The 19,350-nt window shown below is 69.2% G+C and carries 26 protein-coding genes; 11 read left to right on the top strand and 15 right to left on the bottom strand.

The genetic code is table 11. The features are described from left to right. Positions 1-13 precede the first annotated feature (13 nt). The 3 genes from ACFWY9_RS16200 to ACFWY9_RS16210 form a co-directional block, all read right to left on the bottom strand. A complete protein-coding gene (locus tag ACFWY9_RS16200; protein WP_378328310.1) occupies positions 14-193 on the bottom strand; it encodes a DUF397 domain-containing protein in 180 nt (59 codons plus the stop codon). 86 nt (positions 194-279) lie between these two features. Then, positions 280-459, bottom strand: a complete 180-nt coding sequence (locus ACFWY9_RS16205) for a DUF397 domain-containing protein (RefSeq protein WP_378328290.1) — start codon at positions 457-459, stop codon at positions 280-282. Then, positions 456-1,328 carry a Scr1 family TA system antitoxin-like transcriptional regulator gene (locus tag ACFWY9_RS16210; RefSeq protein WP_378328289.1) on the bottom strand — a complete coding sequence of 291 codons (873 nt, stop codon included), beginning with the start codon at positions 1,326-1,328 and terminating at the stop codon, positions 456-458. The genes ACFWY9_RS16205 and ACFWY9_RS16210 overlap by 4 nt, the downstream gene beginning before the upstream one ends. Positions 1,329-1,493: 165 nt before the next feature. On the opposite strand from ACFWY9_RS16210, the gene ACFWY9_RS16215 reads away from it, so the two are divergent. The 3 genes from ACFWY9_RS16215 to ACFWY9_RS16225 are packed head-to-tail and all read left to right on the top strand — an operon-like array spanning position 1,494 to position 2,260. Further along, positions 1,494-1,715 carry a hypothetical protein gene (locus ACFWY9_RS16215; protein ID WP_378328288.1) on the top strand — a complete coding sequence of 74 codons (222 nt, stop codon included), beginning with the start codon at positions 1,494-1,496 and terminating at the stop codon, positions 1,713-1,715. After that, positions 1,715-1,978, top strand: coding sequence for a hypothetical protein (locus tag ACFWY9_RS16220; RefSeq protein ID WP_378328287.1), 264 nt, complete (start codon positions 1,715-1,717; stop codon positions 1,976-1,978). Before ACFWY9_RS16215 ends, ACFWY9_RS16220 begins: the two co-directional genes overlap by 1 nt. A gap of 45 nt (positions 1,979-2,023) precedes the next feature. Next, positions 2,024-2,260, top strand: coding sequence for a hypothetical protein (locus ACFWY9_RS16225; RefSeq protein ID WP_378328286.1), 237 nt, complete (start codon positions 2,024-2,026; stop codon positions 2,258-2,260). A 91-nt stretch (positions 2,261-2,351) separates the two neighbouring features. On the opposite strand, the gene ACFWY9_RS16230 is transcribed toward ACFWY9_RS16225, so the two are convergent. The 3 genes from ACFWY9_RS16230 to ACFWY9_RS16240 form a co-directional block, all read right to left on the bottom strand. Then, positions 2,352-3,830 carry an AAA family ATPase gene (locus ACFWY9_RS16230; RefSeq protein WP_378328285.1) on the bottom strand — a complete coding sequence of 493 codons (1,479 nt, stop codon included), beginning with the start codon at positions 3,828-3,830 and terminating at the stop codon, positions 2,352-2,354. A 130-nt stretch (positions 3,831-3,960) separates the two neighbouring features. Next, positions 3,961-4,974: a DUF5919 domain-containing protein gene (locus ACFWY9_RS16235; RefSeq protein ID WP_378328284.1), complete on the bottom strand. Its 1,014-nt coding sequence runs from the start codon at positions 4,972-4,974 to the stop codon at positions 3,961-3,963. A gap of 185 nt (positions 4,975-5,159) precedes the next feature. After that, entirely contained in the window at positions 5,160-5,345 is a 186-nt protein-coding gene (locus ACFWY9_RS16240; RefSeq protein WP_378328283.1) for a hypothetical protein, read from the bottom strand. A gap of 216 nt (positions 5,346-5,561) precedes the next feature. On the opposite strand from ACFWY9_RS16240, the gene ACFWY9_RS16245 reads away from it, so the two are divergent. Beyond that, complete coding sequence (locus ACFWY9_RS16245) at positions 5,562-6,476, top strand: universal stress protein (RefSeq protein WP_378328282.1); 915 nt, start codon at positions 5,562-5,564, stop codon at positions 6,474-6,476. A gap of 10 nt (positions 6,477-6,486) precedes the next feature. Here ACFWY9_RS16245 and ACFWY9_RS16250 read toward each other — a convergent pair whose 3' ends face one another. Then, positions 6,487-7,215 (bottom strand): CPBP family intramembrane glutamic endopeptidase, encoded by a 729-nt coding sequence (locus ACFWY9_RS16250; RefSeq protein WP_378328281.1) that lies wholly within the window; start codon positions 7,213-7,215, stop codon positions 6,487-6,489. A gap of 66 nt (positions 7,216-7,281) precedes the next feature. Here ACFWY9_RS16250 and ACFWY9_RS16255 point away from each other — a divergent pair, with 66 nt between their 5' ends. After that, positions 7,282-8,340, top strand: a complete 1,059-nt coding sequence (locus ACFWY9_RS16255; RefSeq protein ID WP_378328280.1) for an acyltransferase family protein — start codon at positions 7,282-7,284, stop codon at positions 8,338-8,340. 40 nt (positions 8,341-8,380) lie between these two features. Here ACFWY9_RS16255 and ACFWY9_RS16260 read toward each other — a convergent pair whose 3' ends face one another. After that, on the bottom strand, positions 8,381-9,013 hold the full coding sequence (locus ACFWY9_RS16260) for a lamin tail domain-containing protein (RefSeq protein WP_378328279.1): 633 nt from the start codon (positions 9,011-9,013) through the stop codon (positions 8,381-8,383). A gap of 77 nt (positions 9,014-9,090) precedes the next feature. Next, entirely contained in the window at positions 9,091-10,233 is a 1,143-nt protein-coding gene (locus ACFWY9_RS16265) for a M50 family metallopeptidase (protein ID WP_378328278.1), read from the bottom strand. A 218-nt stretch (positions 10,234-10,451) separates the two neighbouring features. Here ACFWY9_RS16265 and ACFWY9_RS16270 point away from each other — a divergent pair, with 218 nt between their 5' ends. Continuing rightward, on the top strand, positions 10,452-10,718 hold the full coding sequence (locus ACFWY9_RS16270) for a DUF1876 domain-containing protein (protein WP_378328277.1): 267 nt from the start codon (positions 10,452-10,454) through the stop codon (positions 10,716-10,718). A gap of 28 nt (positions 10,719-10,746) precedes the next feature. Next, on the top strand, positions 10,747-11,448 hold the full coding sequence (locus ACFWY9_RS16275; RefSeq protein ID WP_378328276.1) for a CBS domain-containing protein: 702 nt from the start codon (positions 10,747-10,749) through the stop codon (positions 11,446-11,448). 52 nt (positions 11,449-11,500) lie between these two features. Here ACFWY9_RS16275 and ACFWY9_RS16280 read toward each other — a convergent pair whose 3' ends face one another. From ACFWY9_RS16280 to ACFWY9_RS16295, 4 genes are all read right to left on the bottom strand, one after another. Continuing rightward, a complete protein-coding gene (locus ACFWY9_RS16280) occupies positions 11,501-12,004 on the bottom strand; it encodes a GNAT family N-acetyltransferase (protein ID WP_378328275.1) in 504 nt (167 codons plus the stop codon). Further along, positions 11,991-12,836 (bottom strand): universal stress protein, encoded by an 846-nt coding sequence (locus ACFWY9_RS16285; RefSeq protein WP_378328274.1) that lies wholly within the window; start codon positions 12,834-12,836, stop codon positions 11,991-11,993. The genes ACFWY9_RS16280 and ACFWY9_RS16285 overlap by 14 nt, the downstream gene beginning before the upstream one ends. Beyond that, complete coding sequence (locus ACFWY9_RS16290) at positions 12,836-13,258, bottom strand: OsmC family protein (protein ID WP_378328273.1); 423 nt, start codon at positions 13,256-13,258, stop codon at positions 12,836-12,838. Before ACFWY9_RS16290 ends, ACFWY9_RS16285 begins: the two co-directional genes overlap by 1 nt. A 268-nt stretch (positions 13,259-13,526) precedes the next feature. Continuing rightward, complete coding sequence (locus ACFWY9_RS16295) at positions 13,527-13,811, bottom strand: dsRBD fold-containing protein (RefSeq protein ID WP_378328272.1); 285 nt, start codon at positions 13,809-13,811, stop codon at positions 13,527-13,529. Between the two features lie 270 nt (positions 13,812-14,081). On the opposite strand from ACFWY9_RS16295, the gene ACFWY9_RS16300 reads away from it, so the two are divergent. Further along, positions 14,082-15,476 carry an MBL fold metallo-hydrolase RNA specificity domain-containing protein gene (locus ACFWY9_RS16300; protein ID WP_378328271.1) on the top strand — a complete coding sequence of 465 codons (1,395 nt, stop codon included), beginning with the start codon at positions 14,082-14,084 and terminating at the stop codon, positions 15,474-15,476. A gap of 74 nt (positions 15,477-15,550) precedes the next feature. On the opposite strand, the gene ACFWY9_RS16305 is transcribed toward ACFWY9_RS16300, so the two are convergent. Both ACFWY9_RS16305 and ACFWY9_RS16310 read right to left on the bottom strand, forming a co-directional pair. After that, on the bottom strand, positions 15,551-16,657 hold the full coding sequence (locus ACFWY9_RS16305) for a glutamate--cysteine ligase (RefSeq protein ID WP_378328270.1): 1,107 nt from the start codon (positions 16,655-16,657) through the stop codon (positions 15,551-15,553). A gap of 178 nt (positions 16,658-16,835) precedes the next feature. Beyond that, the gene (locus tag ACFWY9_RS16310; protein ID WP_378328269.1) at positions 16,836-17,543 is read right to left on the bottom strand and encodes a hypothetical protein; all 708 of its coding nucleotides are present in this window, start codon (positions 17,541-17,543) and stop codon (positions 16,836-16,838) included. A gap of 314 nt (positions 17,544-17,857) precedes the next feature. On the opposite strand from ACFWY9_RS16310, the gene ACFWY9_RS16315 reads away from it, so the two are divergent. From ACFWY9_RS16315 to ACFWY9_RS16325, 3 genes are all read left to right on the top strand, one after another. Further along, positions 17,858-17,998, top strand: a complete 141-nt coding sequence (locus tag ACFWY9_RS16315; RefSeq protein ID WP_378328268.1) for a tryptophan 7-halogenase — start codon at positions 17,858-17,860, stop codon at positions 17,996-17,998. Between the two features lie 132 nt (positions 17,999-18,130). Continuing rightward, positions 18,131-18,526, top strand: a complete 396-nt coding sequence (locus ACFWY9_RS16320) for a nitroreductase/quinone reductase family protein (protein ID WP_378328267.1) — start codon at positions 18,131-18,133, stop codon at positions 18,524-18,526. A 127-nt stretch (positions 18,527-18,653) separates the two neighbouring features. Further along, the gene (locus ACFWY9_RS16325) at positions 18,654-19,193 is read left to right on the top strand and encodes a flavodoxin family protein (protein WP_378328266.1); all 540 of its coding nucleotides are present in this window, start codon (positions 18,654-18,656) and stop codon (positions 19,191-19,193) included. Positions 19,194-19,350 lie beyond the last annotated feature (157 nt).

The raw sequence follows: 19,350 nt of genomic DNA on the forward strand, positions 1-19,350 counted from the left end.
GTGGCCGGTCTGGTTAGTTGTGGGTGATCGTGGTGAGTAGGGCGTGCCAGGCGGAGCCGTTGACGGTTAGTTGTCCGTGTGTGCGGTCTTTGCTGTCCCGGATGCCCACGATGTTGCCGAGTTTCACCTCGACGCAGTCGGCGCCATCTTTGCTCCGGTTTGATGTGAACCAGTCGTCGCGCCCAGTTGTCATTTCTGGTTCTCCGCTTCATTGATCGGGGCCGCCCGGTCCGCGGGGAAAGCCGGTGTCTCGGTGCGCCGGGACACCGGCCGGTCTGGTTAGTTGTGGGTGATCGTGGTGAGTAGGGCGTGCCAGGCGGAGCCGTTGACGGTTAGTTGTCCGTGTGTGCGGTCTTTGCTGTCCCGGATGCCCACGACGTTGCCGAGTTTCACCTCGACACAGTCGGTGGTCTCCTTGCTCCGGCTTGACTTGAACCAGCCATCGCGCCTAGTTGTCATTTCTGACTCTCCACTTCATTGATCACTTTGTTGATGTAGTCCACGGTGGCCGCGGGTTCCAACGCCGCTTCCTTTGCCCCGTCGGCCTCCCGCCGATGAGCCGCGACGTCATCGGCGTCCTTGAGGATCAGACCGCTTCGCTGAGTTTCGACATGGACGATCGACTCGCGAACGTCGGAGTCGACGATGATGAACGGACCGGAGAGCACCGGCGACCATCCCGCCGAGTACGGGACGAGCCGGACCTCGACGTTCGGCAGTTCCGTCATCTCCAGCAGATAGCGCAGCTGGTCCGCCCATATCTCGCGGCCGCCAATGACATACCGGATCGCGGATTCGCCGAGGAGAACCTCCAGGTGCGCGGGATTCCGGCGGGTGATGAGTTCGCGGCGTCCGATGCGCATCGCCACCCGTTCCACGATCTCGTGTTCGGGCAGCTTGCCCTTGCGCATGATCTCGCGGATGACGTCGCTGGTCTGGAGGACGCCCGGGATCAGCAACGGCGTGACCTGCGTGACCTTGGTGGCCGTGTGCTCGAAAGCGAGCATTGCGTTGAGTTGCTGGCGACGCTCCGGGAGGGTGACGGCGAGCCACTGGCCGCCCTGGCCTTCGCTGGTGGCGGCCGCCAGGAGTTCCGCCAGCTCGGTCGCCGTCGCCTCGTCGAGGTCCAGTGCCTTGACAATGGCGTCGACCTCTTCCGGCTTCGGGATCCGCTCGCCCTTCTCCCAGCGGGAAAGCAGACCGGAGTCCGACTCCTTGCGGCCGATCGCCAGGGCCATCGACCGCTGCGTGAGCTTGCGTGCCTCGCGCACGGCCTTGAGTGCCGCGCCGAGTTCGGCCGCCGGAGATCCTGAGTTGCTACCCGCCATGCAGCACATGGTAATGCAGGACTGCTGGAGCCCGGACGTCACCCGATGAGGTCATTGCACACTTCTGCTACCTGTGATGATACTTGGTGCACATCACCGGTAGCGCCGGTATCACGCGTCGGGCGGCAAGCCTCGCGCACCACCATAACGGGGAGTTGGTTCGCCATGACGAGGTGGCGGTGGCAGCTGCGCCGGATCACCCCGGCCCGCACGCTGGCCGGGCAGGCGACCCACGTCGTGGTGGGGATCGTGCGCTCGGCCGCCGGTGAGCGGATGGCCTTGCAGACCGGCGACGAGGGCGAGCCGGTGATCCTGCCGCCCCGCGCGATGGCCGAGCTGGTCGCGAACACCCGGGCGGTGCTCGACCGTGACGTCGGCGGCGCGTGATGGATCTGCGCCGCTGCAACGTGCCGGGGTTTGTGCTCCTGTACTGCAACGAGCCGGATGTGGAGCGCATCCACTGGTACCGGCGGATCGAGGTGGCCGATCTCCGGCTGGTGCTGCTGGTTCCACGGTGCGAGGAGGACAAGCCGTATCCGGATCGGCATCCTCGCGGCACCCTGCTGGACCGCGTCGAGTTCCGGCCCGGGGTCAAGCCGAGATGGTGCCGGAGCTGCCTGGGCATCCTGCCCGTCCGGCGGAGGGTGTGAACGAGCCGCGCGTGTGGTCGCGGCGGGAAAGGAAGGTTGTCGGTAATGGTCGATTGTCAGGGTATCTCGGTCAGCATGTGGGTCGATCTGGACTCGTCGTGCCGCGTCAAGCCGAAGGTGTTCGAGGAACAGCTTCAGCTCGAGTTCGGCACCCGTACCGGCACGCTGGGCATGATGATCACGGAGGACATGGTGGACCGGCTGTCCGTCGTGTTCGCGGAGGCGAAAGCGCGAATCCGGGAGCTGGCCGGTCAGGACGAGCAGGAGGTCATGACCGTTTGACGCGATCCGCGCTCGTCGTGTGGAGGCTCCCTTGGCGAACGTCCACAAGGGAGCCTTCCGGCACGGCGGACGTGCCTGCCTGAGCCGGTGGTCAGCGCAGGTGGGCCAGCGCACGGTCCAGGGATTCCGCGGGGGTACCGGTGCACAGGACCGGATGAGCCTCGGGCCAGGAATCGGCGTCGGTGGCCATGTGCGCGGCGACGTCCGGTGTCGCGTCCGAAAAGGACGGTCCGCGGGAGGTCAGGCGTTCGGCCGCGGTGGCCGCGGGGACGTGACAGCGCAGCGCGACGAGGTCGCTGTGCGTCCGGGTGGCGACCTCCGTCGCGAGCTTCCGGTGCGTTTCCGTGTTCCACGAGGCGTCGATCACCACCGTCTCGCCCAGTGCGAGCAGGGCCCCCGCGCGATGGGTAAGTTCCGCGTAGGTCCGGTCGGTGTGCGCGGGATCGTAGAGACCATGCCGATAGTCGTCCGCGGCGGAGGTTTCCGGGGACAATCCGGCCACTTCCTTGCGGACGCGATCGCTGAGCAGCAGGCTCGCGCCGAGGTGATCGGCGAGGGCAGCGGCGACGGTGGACTTCCCGGTGCCGGGCAGCCCGCCGACGAGGATCAGCCGCACCTTGGCGCGGCGCAGGTGGTCCAGTGCGAGCCCGGCGTACTCACGAGCGAGGGAAGCCGAAGACTCGTCGCCTTGGGCGTGGCGCAGGCAGGCCACCTTGACCCGCACGAAGGCACGGTAGGCGACGTAGTGGTGCCGGAGTGCCGAGGGAGCGGGGTCCCCGGCGAACTCGGCGTAACGGTCGAGCAGCCTGGCGGCGAGGTCGGCGGCGCCGAGCCGTTCGAGATCCATGGCCAGGAAGGCGACGTCGTCGAGCCCGTCGAGCCGACGGAGCCGGTCGTCGAACTCGAGGCAGTCCAAGACCCGGGCGCCGTCGTCCAGGCAGAAGATGTCGTCCGCGAGCAGATCGCCGTGCCCGTCGACGATCCGGCCGTCCGCGATCCGCCGATCGAACAGCGGCTCGCGCCCGGCAAGGAACTCGCGGGTCAGGTGCTCGATCTCGGCGGCCCCGGACGGATCGAGCACCTGCCGGTGGAAGGGCCCGACCTGCGTGAAACTGGCTTCCCAGCGGGCACGGATCGCGTCCCGCGAGCCCTCGGCCGAGATTTCGGCGCTCCGCTCGGCGCGGGCGTGGAAGCCCGCGAGGAGGCGGGCGAGCCGGTCCACCTGTACATCGCACGGCTCGCCGGTGGTGACCACAGTGGACAGTCGGCGCTCCTCCGGCATCCGGCGCATGACGACGAGGTGGTCGCACGGTTCGCCGTCCGGCCCGGTCACGTCGGCGACGCCGAGGTAGACGTCCGGAGCGAGCCGGCGGTTGAGTTCGACCTCCCGGTGGCAGACACGCTCGCGCGCCTGCCGGGAGGTGAAGTCCAGGAAGCCCAGGTCGACCGGCTTCTTCAGCTTGTAGGCGCGATCGCCGAGCAGGAACACGGCGCCGATGTGGGTCTCGTGCACGTCGGCCCAGGCAGGTGGCGAGAGAACCGGCGGCTGCACTGGTAGTGGTGAGGCCATGACATCAGCCTCCTCCGCGCCGGGATCCGCATACAGGGCCGGATGTCATCACAACGGTGCCCGGGGTACCCTCCCCGCCGGGACGTCGTGGGCCTCCGGGCGTGATGAGCTGTCCCCGTCGCCAGACGCATCAACCGACCGACCGCTGGGTGGGCGACCAGGCTTCACTGAACGAGTCCACGTACTCCGGTTTTCCGTTCGCGACTCTGATGTACTTCGCGCTCGGATCGGACCAGAGACTCTCGAAATGCTCGTCGATCCGTTCGGTGATCGACGTGCGAATCTCATTTGGGTGAGCGAAGCCGTTGGTGGAGGATGCCATCTCTCCATGCACCTTCAAGAAGGGAGTGTTCATGACAAGCTCACCGCGCCAGAAGAGGCCGATCAGGCGAACCTTGTCGTACCCGAACAGGCACAGTGTCGGACTCGCGTCGTAGGCCTTGACCTGGATCTTGTGTCGTGCTTCGGGATGGTTTCGGAAAAGGTGGTCGAACTGCAGGATCTCGGTCGCGATCTGGTTCTGTACGAACGATTCGTCGGCTCCTCGGCTGAGTTCGAGGCTTCTCGACCGTGCATGCTGGGAATCGTGCCGGAGGATGAGGATTCGGATGTCGCAGTCGTTGGCTGCGGCCTTGACCAGCGTGTCGCCGAGCTCGTTCAGTCCGCCGACCCAGTTCGACAGTACTCTTATCGAGTAGGCTTTTCGCATATTTGGCACGAGGTCGGAAACGCGGAGCGAGTCATAGCCGCCCTCGATTCCGGTGTGGCGGAACCGGCGCAGCAGGCTGCTCGTGTCTCCTACCGCGGCTGTCATCTTGTTTGTGAACTCGCGTCCTCGGAAAAATGTGGCTATCCCTTTGATTTCGAGGCTCAAGTTGGTCAGCATCGCGTCGACTTCGTCGACTTTGCGTTCGACGTCGGCCATCTTTGTTACGCGCTGGAGAAGTGAGGTCACGGCCAGTAAGGCCAGGATTCCCAATGTCAGTTCGACGAGTGACTCTTCGGAAATCGACACGAAGAAATGTGCGAGAAAGGCTGCGATTCCGACTGTGGCGGTGATGAATTCGAAGATCACTGCGATATATCTTCGAATAAAGGCGATAGCTGGGCGTATTTCGGGTATGGTTTCGGGCCTGTCCACCATGGTGTACTCCCGTTCTGGCCGAGCATCTGACGGCGGCAAGGTGTCGGCTGGGTGATGCGAGGTAGTCGCCTTGGTGGAAGTCGTCGTTACGCGGAGAAATAGTCTTACTGGAGATGTCTTTGAATCGTTAGCAGAGATTGCCCGTATGGTTAACCGGGTACGGCGGGTGACGGAGTGTGGCGTGTCTACTCTGACGTGGCAAACTTTGTTGCCGTACAACGCTCAAGCTCGTGCGACCTGATCAGGCCGGGACGAGCGAGATCGACCACCGGCCGGCGGTAGCCGACCAGCCGAAGCCGAACGCGCTTGCCCAGGGAAACGGCGTGGTCGGCGAAGCGTTCGTAGCAGCGGCCGCGGAGCGCCATGTTCATGGCGGTCTCCTTCTCGGTAAGCCTCACGCATCGGCGTCCTCCAGACGGGCGCGGGACCGGTGGTTTTTCGACGGTACGAAGGGCGCGGCGGGCGCATGTAGGGCCGGTGGGCTCGACCAGCAGGGCCGTTCGCCTCTGCGTCGCGGGCACGCGGGCGGCGAAGCTGGCTACCGGACGGTGCGCGGCGGACTCGAAACGGAAGGAGAGTGACCATCGATGGCCGGGAACATCAGGGAACCGGTGGTGGTCGGCGTGGACGGCTCGGCCTCGGCGCTGCGGGCGGTGCGGTGGGCCGCGGCCGAGGCACGTCGCCGGTATGCGGCTCTGCGTCTCGTGCACGTCGTCGACGAGGCGCCGCTCGCCGCCGTCCGGTTCGTGCCGCGCTATGACGAAATCGTGCGCATCGCCGGTATGCGGGGGCGTCGGCTGCTGCGGCAGGCCAGGGACCTTGCCCGTGAGGCCGAGCCGGGGGTCGCGCAGAGCGAGCAGCTGCTGCGGGGAACGGTGACCGGGCGTCTGCGTGCCGAGTCCGAAACGGCGGGCCTTCTCGTACTCGGCACCGAGACGATCGGGACGATCGGCCGGCTGGCCGCGGGGTCGGTCACGCTCGACCTCGCCGTGCACGCTTCGTGCCCGGTGGTGCTCGTGCGGCCGCATGTCGCCGAGGAGGAACCGCCGGAGAGCGGGCCGGTCGTAGTGGGTGTCGCCGGGACGCCGGCGAGCGAGGCGGCGCTCGCGTTCGCCTTCGAGGAGGCCGCTTCCCGGAACACGGGGCTGGTAGTGGTGCACAGCTGGGACGACGGGCTGCTGGCCTCACTGTTCGAGGAAAGCCACGAGCGCCTCGACCACGCGGCCGTCGACGAGCACGAGCACGGCCTGCTGGACGGGCGGCTCGCGGACTGGACGGGGAAGTACCCCGACGTCGCGGTGGAGCGGGTCGTGGTGCGTGGCCGTCCCGCGTCCCGGTTGCTCGACCTCGCCGACCGCGCGCAGCTGCTTGTCGTCGGCAGCCGGGGCCGGAGCGGTTTCACCGGGCTGCTGTTCGGCTCGACCAGCCAGGACGTGCTGTCCCGCGCGCTCTGCCCGGTCGCCGTCGTCCGTGACGGCGAAGTGCCCGGCCGTCGCGATTGACCTGGCGGTTCTAGGGATGGGCGAGCACCCAGGACGCGAGCACCAGCCCGCCGGAGTTGGTGGTCAGGTGCACCAGCACGGGGGCCAGCAGCCCTCGGCCGGTGTGCCGCCACCAGTACAGGAACACTCCGGCGCCGGCCGCGGCGAGCATCGCCAGTGCCGAAACGACGGCGAGCGGGAGTCCGCCCACGGTCGCGTGCACGGCGGAGTTGCGCACGAGTGCCAGCGAGGGCAGCAGATGCCACAGTCCAAAGAGGACAGCCGCGCCCAGCACGGGCAGCCAGCGCCAGCGGTCCCCGGCGCCGAGCAGCGCGGGAAGCACGCCGCGGAACGCGACCTCCTCCACCAGCACGGTCCCGAGCGGGATACGGACCAGCGCCAACCACACCAGTTGGGCGGCGCTGGGCGAACCCACCCGGCCGTCGTGGAACAGCGGCCGCAGCGCGGGGACGGCGAGCGCGATCCCGAATCCCAGCGCGATCAGCGCGGCACCGATCAGGCCGACCAGCGCGGCGCGGCCGAGGTGACGCCGTCCGAGCCCGATCGTGGCGGGCCGGAAACCGGCGAAGCAGGCGAGCCCGACCAGCAGGCACGCGGTGACCGCGCCGCACACCGGATACGCCCAGCCGGGGAGGACCCGGTTGGCGAGGGTGGTGGCGGCCGCGAGCAGCAGGACCGCCGTCACGACGGCGACGACCCGGCGTGGGAGGGAAAGCGGGGGCGCGGCAAGAGTGTTCATTCTGCTTCCCAGTGTGCGCCCGGACACCGGGACGGCGCCACGAACGTATCGGAGCGTGACCTCTTCGTGGACTGGCTGCGCGGGGCCAGCCTGGTCGTGGTGGTGGTCTGGCACTGGGCGTTCACGATCCTGCGCTGGTCGCCGGACGGGCCGAGCCCGACCAGCCCGCTGGGTTTCCTGTCCGGGCTGTGGATCCTCACCTGGGTGCTGCAGGTGATGCCGGTGTTCTTCTATGTCGGCGGATACGTGCACCTGGTTTCCTGGGAGCACGCTCGTGATCGCGGGGAGCGGCTCACCAGGTACGTGTGGAGCCACGTCCGGCACCTCGTGGTGCCCGCGGCGGCGCTGGTGATGACCTGGGCGGTGCTGGGCACCGTGCTGGGAACGGTGTTCGGTCTGCACTGGATGCGGAGCGCCGTGCTGCTGGTGCTCAGCCCGCTGTGGTTTCTCCTTGTGTACGTGGTGTTGCTCGCGTTGCTGCCGGTGTGGCTGTGGCTGCACCGCCGGTTCGACGTCCTGGTGCTGGTGTGGCTCGGCGGCCTGGCGATGCTCGTCGACGTGCTCCGGTTCCGCTACGGCGTTTCGTGGGCGGGCTGGATCAACATGCTCGTCGTGTGGGCGCTGGCTCATCAGGCCGGGTTCTTCTTCCGGCGGCTGACGGACGCGCCTCGCGCGCGGAGCCGCGCGTTGTTGTGGGCGGGCCTGTTCGCACTGGCGGGGCTGGTGTTTTCCGGGCTGTATCCCGGTTCGATGGTCGGCGTACCGGGGGACCGCCTCTCCAACATGGGACCGCCGACCTTCGTCATCGTGGCACTGCTGGTGTTCCAGATCGGAGTGGCCGAGCTGATCCATCCGATGCTGCGACGCTGGTTCGCCCGACCGCGGCCGCACCGGTTCACCGAGCTGCTGGCGCGGTTCGCGCTGCCGCTTTTCCTGTTCCACACCACGGGGATGGCGCTGGCACGCGGGTTCGTCTACTTCGTGCTGGACCACCGCATCGTCGACGATCGCGCGCCGGACCTGATCTGGTGGGCACAGCGGCCGCTCGCGATACTCGGCCCGTTGCTGTGCACCGTGCCGCTGATCGTCCTGTTCGGCAGGCGGGGAAGCCACCACGCGACGTGAGCCGGGGAGCGTGACCGGCGATCAGTGGCGAAGCCCGATTTCAAGGCGCGCCAGGGGGTTCCGGCCACTGGGCCCCGGGAGTGCGTGGCGTCGGGTTGAAGTCGTTCCGGTTGTTGTCGGTGTCCCAGCTCAGGTAGTTGCGGGACATGGACAGGCCCGATGACGGCGGCGGGGTGCGCGCGGGCGGGCCCTCCTGCGGGCACGCCGAGCGGAACGGTGCTGCCCATCCGACCGCGTCGACCCGCCGTCCGGCGGGGTCGAAGAGAGCCACCGCGCCGACGTCGGCGGGCATCAGGTCGGGGCCGACGAACTGCACCACGTTCGTCTGGTCGTAGATGGTGCCGGCGAAGTCCTGGCCCGTCACGACGAGGTACTGGCCCACGGCGTTGGCGGGTTGCAGCACAAGCCCAGCCGGAAGGATGAGGACGGTGGTGACCGCGCAGGTGGACCCGTAGAACCGCAGGGTGAAACCGGTGAGGCTCAAGGGGGTGGTGCTGATGTTGCGCAGTTCGAGGAACTCGTCCTTCTCGCCGGTCGCGCCCGAGGGGGCCACCTCGTTGACCACGACCGTGGTCGACACCTGGGGAGCGAGGCCCCGCGCTTCCGACGGCGCGGCGGTGACGGTCGGCAACGTGAGCGCGGCGAATACCCCGGTGACGAGACGGCTCAGCATGGCGTCGTTTCCTCTCGTCCTGAGTCATGTGGTGCTTTCCATGCTGGGCAGGGAAAACCACGCTCACAAGGGGCCAGTCAGCCGTCGGCGGGCACGGGACGGCCGAGCAGGGCCAGTTCGGCGGCGCGTGCGAGGTCGTCCGCGTCGACGACGCCGGAGAGCCGGTCGTCCTCGACCACCAGCACGAGGTCTCTTCCCTGGCGCAGTACGGTTTTCGAGAGCAGATCCGCCACCTGGGTTCCAGCGTCCACTACGGACACTTTTGGTGCGGTGCGGCAGACGTCGGCAACCCGGATGTTGAGCCGGTCCTGTGGCGTCAGCCGAGTGAGTTCGCCGAGGCTGATGACGCCGGTCGGCTTTCCGTTGAACGACACCACGGGGAAGGCGCGTTGTCTGGTGGAGGGGGTGAGCTGGTCGAGGAAGCCTTCGATCGTCAACCACTCGGGCGCGGTGACCGGGGCCGGATCCATGACCGCGCGGACCGCGAGGCCGCCGAGCCGTTCCCGCACGGTGTGCCCGGTGAGTTCGGCCTGCGCGGCGGCGAGCAGGAACCAGCCGACGAACACCAGCCACAGCCCGGAGATCCCGCCGAACAGCATTTCGGCGAGCCCCATCGCGGCGACGAGCAGCCCGAACCCCTGACCGGCACGCGTGGCGATCTCGGTGGCACGGACCCGGTCGCCATATCGCTGCCACAGCAGCGCATGCAGGATCCGGCCGCCGTCCAGCGGTGCGCCCGGGAGCAGGTTGAAGACTCCGAGCACGAGGTTCGTGAGCCCGAACCAGTAGAGCGCGGCCAGGGGAAGCGGGATCGGCCAGGCTCGCAGGACGAAGGCGGCTCCGAGGCCGGTGCCGCCGAGCAGCAGGCTGGTCATGGGCCCGGCCGCGGCGACGAGCATCTCGGCGCGGGGAGTCGCCGGTTCGCCGTCCAACTCGGTAGCGCCGCCGAGCATCCACAAGGTGATGCGGCGGACCCGGCACCCCTGGCGCCGGGCCACGAGCGCATGGGCGAGTTCGTGGGCCAGCAGTGTCGCGAGGAAGCCGATGGCGGTGACCACGGCGGCTATCCAGTACGCGGCTACGGGCTGGTGCGGGGCGGAACGCGGCAGGACGTCGGCGGCGAGCAGCTCGGTGAGCAACGCGAGAACGAGCAGTACCGACCAGTGCGCGCCGACGGTGATACCCGCCCAACGGCCCAAGGGGAGTGCGGTGCGGAACATGCCAGGTCTCACTTCCCCGGCCGCGGCGGCCGGTCCGACGGCGAGCGCTGGATCGATGGGGCCCCATTCGTTCTCCACCTTGCGTCCGTGGCCGCGATCCGGCCTAGAGCCGAACTACCTCACGCGGTGGGTCCTATGCCGGTGGCTGGTGACGTTCGGCCCTTCCGGCTGCGGCTGCCCGGCGCAGATCGTGGAGGGGACGGAACAAGGAGGTCCTGATGCGAGAAAAGCGTTGGAGGGTCGAAGTCTTCGTCGACGAGCACGAGGCAAGGACCCGGGCCATCGCGCGGCTGGAGAACCCCGACCACACCGGGCTCGTCGGAACCGGGCTCGCCCGGCTGAATCCGCGTGACTCGGACGTACCGGAAATCGGGGACGAGCTGGCCGTGTCCCGTGCGCTCGCCGATCTGGCGCACCAGCTGCTCGACGCCGCGGCACGGGACATCGAAGGCGTGACGGCGGAACCCGCGCGGTTGCGGGAATGACCACGGTCCCCAAGAGAAGGAGTCCGAGATGAGCCACCAGCATCAGGTGCGTTCGGTGATGAAGACGAATGTCGCGACCGTGCACCCGGAAACTCCGTTCAAAGCGGCGGCCGCCCTGCTCGCGGCCTGGGGTGTCAGCGGCGCGCCCGTGGTGGACAGCGACGGTCTGGTCATCGGCGTCGTCTCGCAGGGCGATCTGCTGGAGCGCAAGGCGGGCCGAGCACGGCGACGCCGTTTCCACCACCGGCTCCACAGCAAGGCGACCGGGCGGTTCGTGGCCGACCTGATGACCGCGCCCGCGATCACGGTCGACCAGGAGGCCGACGTGTCGCGGGCCGCGCGGCTGCTGGAGGAACACCGGATCCACCGGCTGCCGGTCGTGGACTCCGCCGGGAAGCTCGCCGGCTTGGTCACCAGGGGGGATCTGTTGCGGGTTTTCCTGCGGCCGGACACCGAAATCCGGGCGGAGATCCGCGAAGAGGTGATCGAGCGCGTGATGTGCGTCGATCCGCGGGATTTGTTCGTGTCGGTGCACAACGGCGTCGTTACGCTGAAGGGGCAGCTGGAACGGGCCAGTCTCGTCACGATGTTGCTCGAGTTCGCCCGCCGGGTCGACGGTGTCGTCGAGGTGCGGAACGAGCTGACCGCGAAGCTGGACGACACCCGGCTCGGCGAGGGCGCGGCGGCGCAGGGCAACGTCGGGGTGTTCGGGGCGATGTTGAAGAAGTGATCGTGTGGCCGAGGTCGGGCGACGCGCGGTGGGGTCGCGCTGCGCCGTGCGGTCAGCGGCGCAGCCGGACAGTGCCCTCGGCGATCCCTTCGGCGATAGCGCGCTTCCCGCCCGCTTCGTCGAGCAGTTCGGCGACCGGCCGGTTGTCCGCGAGATAGGTCGCGGTGAACCGGTCGTAGCCGTGCCGCAGCGCCGCTTCGGCCAGCAGACGCAGCAGCGCCGTGGCCACCCCGGCACGCCGCCACGCGGGATCGACGACGACGGCGACCTCCGCTTCGCCCGGTTCACCGGTGGCCTCGTACCGGGCGACCGCGACGCCTTTGCCGTCGGGGTCACGCGCGATCAGGGCGTAGCGGTGGTCGTAGTCCAGCTCGGTGAGCCGCCGCAGCAACTTCGGGGTCACCTTCGGCGGCGGCCCGCAGAACCGGCGATACAACGTTTCCGCGTCCGCGGTGCGGATCGCCTCACCCAGTTCCGGTGCGTCATCGGGGCCGAGCAGCGTGACGGTGACCGTACGCCCATCGCTCAGCTCGACGAGGCGGCTATTCGGTTCCATTGCCGTGCTCGAACCGGGTCAGTGGCGGGACAACGGCGACCGGGCAGGGTGCGTGGTCGAGCAACTCGTGCGTCGTGATGCCGAGGACGGGCTGCGCTCGGGCCGGTCGGAGCCGGGAGCCGAGCACGACCAGCCGCGCCGTCGACGCCGCACGGACGAGTGCCTGGCCCGGGTGACGACCCCGGACGAACCGGAGACGGGCCAGCACACCTGGATACCTCGCTGCCCAGGTCTCGAAGCGTTCGGCCAGCAGGCTTCGTGCGGACTCATCGGGTTCGTAGCCGTCCCACACCCAGACCGCGATCAGCGGGCAGGCGCGCGCGTCGGCCGCGGCGAAGGCGAAGTCGAGCGCGCCGTGATGGTCGGCGGCGTCGGTTCCCACTACCACGGCGGCGCCGCCGGGCGTGGTGTGTTCCGGCAGTCCCCGGTGCACGACCACCGGTGACTCGGCACGTGCGGTCACGGTGCGGGCGACCAGGCCGAGCAGCGAGGTCGTATCGTGCTCCACTCCCGAGGCGCCGAGCGCGACAAGTCCTGCCTCGGCCGAGTGCGCGACCAGGCTCTGGGCGGCGTCTCCGGCTTCCAGAAGCGGCTGCACCGAGAGCCCTGGTGCAGCCCTCTCAGCCGCTTCTTCGGCCGCTCGCAGGCTTCGTTCGCCATACCGCAAGGCGGAGTCGTCCGGACATGGCCCGTTCGGCGACCCACAGACGTGCAAGAGCCGGAGCGGCACCTCGCGCCGCGCGGCTTCCCTCGCGGCCCAACGGGTCGCTCGGAGGCTCAGCGCCGATCCGTCCACTCCGGCCAGCAGCGGCAGTCGCGTCGTGGAGGCCATCACAGGTCGATGCCGACGGCGACCATGCTCGGCTCGGCGACCTGGACCTCGACATGCGGCGGGTGGCGGAGCGTGTTGTGCACCGTGCAGTGCTCGATCGCGGAAAGCAGGTTTCGTTCCTGGTCGGGCTCGATCGGGTCGGGCAGCACGACCGTCAGCTCGACGCGGCCGACCCGCACCGGCCCGGTCCGCATGGACCAGCGGCCGTGGACCGTGAGACCGGCCGCGGGCAGCCCGGCCGCGCGCAGATGGTTCACCGCGTAGTGCGCCGCACACCCCGCCAGAGCCATCACCAGCAGTTCGACCGGGGTGGGCCCGAGTTCGGTCCCGTCATCGGAGGGCTGGTCGACCAGTACCACGTGATCGCGGGTTTCGAGGCGGAACTTGTCCGCCGCCAGGTGAGTCACCGTGACTGTCGCCATGACGTTCTCCCATCTCCTGGTCCCAGCGTCGCTCCCGCGACCACCGCACGAGGAGGGACGGAAGTCCCGTCCGGACAAGCGAACGTCCTGTCCGTACCGGCGGAGAGCCGGAATACCCCGGCCCCGGAGTCCTTCGTCACTGTTCCCGGCCATGCCCGTCCCATCACCGGGTGCCGGGGGCAGGTTTTCCCCGGGACGACGGCGCCGGGTTCCCCGGGAACCGCGCTGTTCGGGAATCATGATCGTGGCGGCGAAGCGTCCAGCCGATTCAGGCGCGGGCCAGCGGGGCCGGCCGGTCCAGCCTGGCCGCTGCTGTTTCGACGTCGATGACGACCGCTTCCAGCAGTTCCTCGGTGAGGTCGGACAAGGCCCGTCCGATCGCCAGGTAGGTCCCGACCTGCGCCACCTCCTCAGCGTCCCGAACGTCGTGGGCGAGCCCTACTCCGCAGAACTCGTGGTTGTCCGGACTCTTGAGGAGGATGTGGGCACGCGTGCGGTGCGGTGTGCGCTCCAAAGCCACATCGAATGTCCACTTTTCGCGGTCATCAGTCATGGTCGCTCCGTTCCTCGGCCAGAACTCTGGCAGCTCGGCCGGATGGAGCATAGGGTCGTAAGTCCTTCGCCCGGCCGTGTCAGCCGCCGGGCGAGCAGGATGTAGGGCCGGTCGGCGCGATCAGCGGGGTCGTTCGCCTCTGCGTGCCAGGTGTGCCGCGCGCGAGGCTTGAACACACGACGACTCACGTGCCGCGAACTACGCGGTCCACAGCGGCTCGCGATCATAGTCGTCCACTGTGGATAGTCGAACGGAACGAGGAGTACCCAGATGGCCACAACCGGGCCTGCGCGGCCGCCGTCGCTGACCTTCTACGGCGGGGCGGGAACGGTGACCGGCAGCAAACACCTCGTCGAAACCGAAGACGCGCGGGTGCTCGTCGATTGCGGGCTGTTCCAGGGACTGGCCGAACTGCGCAGGCGGAACTGGGCGCCGATGCCGCCCCGGCTGGCAGGGGTGGACGCGGTCGTGGTGACGCACGCGCACCTGGACCACTGCGGGTACCTTCCGGTACTGGCTCGCGCGGGCTGGCGTGGTCCGGTGTTCGTGACGCCGGGGACCGCCGAGCTGGTCCCGATCGTGCTCAAGGACAGCGCGCACCTCATGATCGAGGAAGCCGAACACGCGAACCGGTACGGCTGGTCCAAGCACCGCCCGGCACTTCCGCTCTATGACGCCGAAGACGCGAAGAAGGCGATCCGCCAGTTGCGGGTGGTCGAATACGGGCGGGACACCGAGATCGCGCCGGGCCTCACCCTCCACTTCGGACAGGCGGGGCACATCCTCGGATCGGCGTGGGCGCGGCTGGACGCGGCCGGGCGCCGCGTGGTGTTCAGCGGTGACCTGGGCAGACCGCGGCACAGCCTGCTGCGGCCGCCGCAGCCGCGGCCCTCCTGCGACGCGCTGGTGCTGGAGTCCACCTATGGTGCCCGGACACACCACGACGCGAACGCCCTCGCGACCTTGGCGGAGACCATCCGCCGCACGGCCGGCAGGGGCGGGAGCGTCCTGATCCCCGCGTTCGCCGTCGACCGGACCGAGGTCGTGCTCGTCACGCTGGCGAAACTGATGCGGGACAAGGAGATTCCGGAGCTACCGGTGTATGTGGACAGCCCGATGGCGCTGGCGGCGTTGCGGGTGTACCGGGAGGCGTTGCGGCAGGGCTGGCCGGAGATCCGCCCGGAGCTGGCCGGGCACGACCCGCTGACGCCGGGCAGGCTCACGGAGCTGCGGACGGTCGAAGAGTCGATGCGGGTCAACGCGCCGCGGATGCCGTCGATCGTCATCTCCGCGTCCGGGATGGCCACCGGCGGGCGAATTCTGCACCATCTCGAATATCTGCTGCCGGATTACCGGCACACCGTCCTGATCGCCGGGTACGCCGCCGCGGGAACCCGTGCCCGTCAGCTCGCCTCCGGCGCCCGGCAGATCAAGATCCACGGCCGTTACGTCCCGGTACGCGCCGATGTCGTTCAGCTCGACGCGTTCAGTGCGCACGCCGACGCCGACGAGCTGGTGGCGTGGGCGAGTACGGGGGAGCCGCCGGGGACCGCGTATCTGGTTCATGGTGAGCCCGACGGCTCCGCGGCACTGGCCGAGAGGTTACGCGCCGAACACGGTCTCGTCGCGGTCGTTCCGCGAGATCGCGAACGAGTTCTGTTGTGACGTAAGGACTACGTGTCGTCCAGTGCCGGGATTCGTGGCAGGAGAGCGACACCGGTCGCGGGTGGCTTCGCCGGTCATCGGTGCGGGCCGGTCACGGTGGCTCCGGCCAGCCGGGCGACGAACGTGGCCGGAGAGGCCGAAGCGGCGCGCAGTGCGCGCTGGCGTGCCGCGCCTCCACCGTGTCCCCGGAGTTCGTCCACGCGCCGCTTCACCACGTCGAGGTCGCCGCATGCGTCGAGAGCCGGAAGCAGATGACCCAAGAGTTGGTCGACGAGGCGTTCATGAGAGAGCACGGCCCCGGTCCGGACATCGAGGCCAGGACCGGTCAGCCCGTGCCGGGCGGCGGCGGACAGCGCTTCGGATATCGCACGGTCGTGAACGGGACGGACCGGAGGCGGATCGTCTCGGAGTGCCGTGACGGTGAGCGCGCGTACCAGCCCGGCCAGCAGCACCGCGTCTTCGACGTCCAGACAGGTATCGGCGATCCGGACCTCCACGGTCGGGTAGCGGGGTGAGAGCCGCGCGTAGAAGTACAGGCCGCGCTCGTCGGGTGCGGCACCGGACCGGATCGCCTCGGTGACTTCGGTGTCGTAGTCGGTGACGCCCGGCCACGCCGAGGGCGGTCGTGCGGTGGGCCAGCGGGACCACAGGGCGTACCGTGCGCTCGCCCAGCCGGACTCCCGGCCGTGCCTGAACGGCGAGTTGGCGGTGATCGCCAGCAGGACCGGTAGCCAGGGCCGCAGTTCGGCGATGACGCGGAGTCCGCTCTCGCGGGACGGGATGCCCACATGCACATGGCAGGAACAGGTTCCCGCGTCGGCGATGAGACCGGGGAACCGTTTCGCGAGCGTGAGATACCGGCGGCTCGGGGTCAGGGCGGAGGTACCCGGCGCGACTCCGAAGGGGGCGACCCCCGTGGCCGCGACGACGCAGCCGGCGCGATCGGCGGCATCGGCCAGCCGCCGCCGGAGTCTCGTCAGGTCGGCGCGGACGTCCTCGAGCCGGCGGCGGACGGTGGTCGCGGTTTCGATCTGGAAGCGCATCAGTTCCGGCATCACCGTGGGTTCACGGGCGAGCAGTCCCAGCAGCCGGGGGGCGGCGCACACCACCTCACCCGTCTCCGGGTGGAGCAGGAGGAACTCCTCTTCCACCCCGAGGGTGACCGCGTCATGAACGTCCACTATGGACGAGAGAGTCGCCGGCCGAGGTTCGGCACCGGTAGGTGATCAAGGCATGGCATGGTCGTCTCCTCACACTGAACTGCCGGTGTGCCGCCCCGTCTCCGCACCCGGCCGGGGAGCGGACCGCTGGAGTTCGTGCTCTCGGTCGCCGCGGTGAGGGGTACCCACGTCGGCGCGGTCAATGCGCGATGTCGACGACCACCCGGCGGATCTGGTCGCCGGAGTCGAGCTGGGTGAAGACGCGGAACGGCAGCCGGACGCGTACTCCGACGGCGAAGGTGCACTGGCTTTCGAAGGATCCGGCGAACCGCACCGCACGCAGCGACGGCCAGCCCGCCAGCTGGGCGGGACCGTACAGCTGGTCGCCGGTCCTTGCGAGTACCCGGCCGGGCTGATGCCCGGAGTCGTCATCGCCGAGTCCGGGCGCCCGGACGACCACTTGGAGCACCGCGCCGCCCGGCACCGGCAGGGGTTCGCCCCTGGGGTCGGAGGTCACGACCGGGACGTACCGCACGGAGAATCCCGCCGGTGCCGGGCCGTTGAGGTCGAAGACGACCCGGTCGTAGCAGTCGTGCCTGCCGATACGGACCAGATAGAGGCTCGCGCGGCTGAATCCCTCGGCTGCCTTGGGCGCCGCGCCCCATCCGTCTGTTCCGCATGATTCCGGAGCGGCTACAGGTGCGGTCGGCACGGCCGAAGTGCCGAGCGGAGGGGCCGAGGCGCTGGGAGAGGGCGGCGGGGGAGCCGGGTCGGCGGTCGGGGCGAAGTCCGAGGCGGTCGCCGGGGTACCCGGCGGCACCGGTGCCGCGGTGGTACCGCCACCGCCACAGCCGGTCGTGACGAACGCGGTGATCGCCACAACGATCATGGCCCCGAGAGTGCTCATTCCACCCGCCTCCAGCCTGTGGCGCGATGCCTGTCCGATATTCCCGCGTCCGAGGTTCCGGCGGATACGGCCGAAAGTCACCGGCGGCTCGGGCTCTCGCCGAGACCGAAAATGCGCCGTGCCCGTCGTGAACGGGCTCCGTGCTTCGCCCAAGGGGCTGGTCACGTCGGCGTGCTTCCGCAAAAGACTTGGTACGCGGGGACTTTCGTCTGTCGTTCCGGCATCGGGCCCGCGACGCGGACCGGCCGTCGGGTCCTCGGTCGCGGGGACCGAAGTCCCTATCCGGCCGGTCACCGGGCGCGAAAACTGGGGCAATGACACAGCGGATCGTGGTGCTCGGGGGCGGAACCGGCGGGACGATGGCGGCGAACCGGCTGGACCGGTTGGTGGATGACGCCGAGATCACCGTGGTGGACCGCGACGACGAGCACGTCTACCAACCGAGGATGTCGTAGCCGCGCGTCAGCCCCACGCCCGGGCACCTCCGCAGGCGGTCGGGAAAACGTACAGCAACCGTCCAAACACGACAGTCGGTTCCGCGGGGCGCGGCGCACCGCGGCCACCGGTGCATTCCTCGGGAGCTACGCATGCCACGTCGATCCATCCTCAAGTACCGCGTGGTCACGACCCTGCAGCGGCGGGTCCTCAACCCGGTGACCGCCCGGCTGCGCGGTCAGTCCCTGCTGGAGACGACCGGCCGGAAGTCCGGGCTGCCCAGGCGGACACCCATCGGCGGCCGTCGCGTCGGGCGGGAGTTCTGGTTCGTCTCCGAACACGGCCGGAAACCCCAGTACGTGCGCAACATCCTCGCCAAGCCCGAGGTGCGTGTTCGCATCGGCGGACAATGGCATCACGGCGTCGCCCACCTCGTACCCGAGGACGATGCCGTTGCCCGGCTCCGGAACCTGCCCCGATTCACCAGCGCCACCGTCCGGACCGTCGGAACGGACCTGCTCCCCATCCGAGTCGACCTCACCGACTGACCGAGCGCCACGCCGGGAGAAGAGCCGGAATGCCTTGCTTGCCGGGCCTTTCGTTCCTGTTCCCCGGAGTGGTGTGCGAGGGATCGTCGGAATGTCGATCCGGTTGCCCGTACCGAGGAGGTTCCTGATGGGTTCGACGAGGGCCGTCGTGGTGTTCGAATCGATGTTCGGGAACACCGAGCTGGTGGCCGAGGCGGTCGGCGCGGGACTCGCGCCCCACGTGCCGGTCGAGGTGGTGAACGTGGACGACGCGCCTTCGGCCTTGGATGGCATCGGGTTGCTGGTGGCGGGCGGGCCGACACACGCTCATGGAATGACCCGTCGGCGTACCCGGGAAGAGGCGGCCCGCCAGGCGCGGTCCGGTACTCGTTCGAAGCGGACCGGGTTGCGGGAATGGCTGGACACGCTGGAGAAGGCGCCGGCGGAGCTGGCCACGGCGGTGTTCGATACCCGGATCGCGAAGCCACGTTGGCTCACTGGTTCGGCGGCGGTCGGTGCGTGGAAACGGTTGCGGCTACTGGGCTGTGAGCTGCTGGTACCGCCGGAGAGCTTCTTCGTGGACTCGAGCGATCCGGGTACGGTGCTGTCCGAGGGCGAGAACGACCGGGCCCGTGCGTGGGGAGACGGACTCGGTGCCCGCTACGCGACGCTCGCGAACGGGCGGTGACCGAGTTCTCCCGTATCGGCCCGGGGCCGAGGTTCGCCGGACCGGGCCCGGCCGGTTCGCCCCCCGCGGGGGGGGGGTAACCCCCGGGCGCGGCCCGGGGGCCCGGGGGGGGGGGGGGGACACGGGGGGCCGGGCGGCGGGGGGGGGGGCGCGGGTG

This window comes from Amycolatopsis sp. NPDC059027, assembly GCF_042739735.1.
Taxonomy (GTDB): Bacteria; Actinomycetota; Actinomycetes; order Mycobacteriales; family Pseudonocardiaceae; genus Amycolatopsis.

Bases quoted from the DNA above. Each gene is read 5' to 3' on its own strand.
- ACFWY9_RS16200 (WP_378328310.1), bottom strand. From the start codon at position 193: ATGACAACTGGGCGCGACGACTGGTTCACATCAAACCGGAGCAAAGAT.
- ACFWY9_RS16205 (WP_378328290.1), bottom strand. From the start codon at position 459: ATGACAACTAGGCGCGATGGCTGGTTCAAGTCAAGCCGGAGCAAGGAG.
- ACFWY9_RS16210 (WP_378328289.1), bottom strand. From the start codon at position 1,328: ATGGCGGGTAGCAACTCAGGATCTCCGGCGGCCGAACTCGGCGCGGCA.
- ACFWY9_RS16215 (WP_378328288.1), top strand. From the start codon at position 1,494: ATGACGAGGTGGCGGTGGCAGCTGCGCCGGATCACCCCGGCCCGCACG.
- ACFWY9_RS16220 (WP_378328287.1), top strand. From the start codon at position 1,715: ATGGATCTGCGCCGCTGCAACGTGCCGGGGTTTGTGCTCCTGTACTGC.
- ACFWY9_RS16225 (WP_378328286.1), top strand. From the start codon at position 2,024: ATGGTCGATTGTCAGGGTATCTCGGTCAGCATGTGGGTCGATCTGGAC.
- ACFWY9_RS16230 (WP_378328285.1), bottom strand. From the start codon at position 3,830: ATGGCCTCACCACTACCAGTGCAGCCGCCGGTTCTCTCGCCACCTGCC.
- ACFWY9_RS16235 (WP_378328284.1), bottom strand. From the start codon at position 4,974: ATGGTGGACAGGCCCGAAACCATACCCGAAATACGCCCAGCTATCGCC.
- ACFWY9_RS16240 (WP_378328283.1), bottom strand. From the start codon at position 5,345: ATGAACATGGCGCTCCGCGGCCGCTGCTACGAACGCTTCGCCGACCAC.
- ACFWY9_RS16245 (WP_378328282.1), top strand. From the start codon at position 5,562: ATGGCCGGGAACATCAGGGAACCGGTGGTGGTCGGCGTGGACGGCTCG.
- ACFWY9_RS16250 (WP_378328281.1), bottom strand. From the start codon at position 7,215: ATGAACACTCTTGCCGCGCCCCCGCTTTCCCTCCCACGCCGGGTCGTC.
- ACFWY9_RS16260 (WP_378328279.1), bottom strand. From the start codon at position 9,013: ATGCTGAGCCGTCTCGTCACCGGGGTATTCGCCGCGCTCACGTTGCCG.
- ACFWY9_RS16265 (WP_378328278.1), bottom strand. From the start codon at position 10,233: ATGTTCCGCACCGCACTCCCCTTGGGCCGTTGGGCGGGTATCACCGTC.
- ACFWY9_RS16270 (WP_378328277.1), top strand. From the start codon at position 10,452: ATGCGAGAAAAGCGTTGGAGGGTCGAAGTCTTCGTCGACGAGCACGAG.
- ACFWY9_RS16275 (WP_378328276.1), top strand. From the start codon at position 10,747: ATGAGCCACCAGCATCAGGTGCGTTCGGTGATGAAGACGAATGTCGCG.
- ACFWY9_RS16280 (WP_378328275.1), bottom strand. From the start codon at position 12,004: ATGGAACCGAATAGCCGCCTCGTCGAGCTGAGCGATGGGCGTACGGTC.
- ACFWY9_RS16285 (WP_378328274.1), bottom strand. From the start codon at position 12,836: ATGGCCTCCACGACGCGACTGCCGCTGCTGGCCGGAGTGGACGGATCG.
- ACFWY9_RS16290 (WP_378328273.1), bottom strand. From the start codon at position 13,258: ATGGCGACAGTCACGGTGACTCACCTGGCGGCGGACAAGTTCCGCCTC.
- ACFWY9_RS16295 (WP_378328272.1), bottom strand. From the start codon at position 13,811: ATGACTGATGACCGCGAAAAGTGGACATTCGATGTGGCTTTGGAGCGC.
- ACFWY9_RS16300 (WP_378328271.1), top strand. From the start codon at position 14,082: ATGGCCACAACCGGGCCTGCGCGGCCGCCGTCGCTGACCTTCTACGGC.
- ACFWY9_RS16310 (WP_378328269.1), bottom strand. From the start codon at position 17,543: ATGAGCACTCTCGGGGCCATGATCGTTGTGGCGATCACCGCGTTCGTC.
- ACFWY9_RS16315 (WP_378328268.1), top strand. From the start codon at position 17,858: ATGACACAGCGGATCGTGGTGCTCGGGGGCGGAACCGGCGGGACGATG.
- ACFWY9_RS16320 (WP_378328267.1), top strand. From the start codon at position 18,131: ATGCCACGTCGATCCATCCTCAAGTACCGCGTGGTCACGACCCTGCAG.
- ACFWY9_RS16325 (WP_378328266.1), top strand. From the start codon at position 18,654: ATGGGTTCGACGAGGGCCGTCGTGGTGTTCGAATCGATGTTCGGGAAC.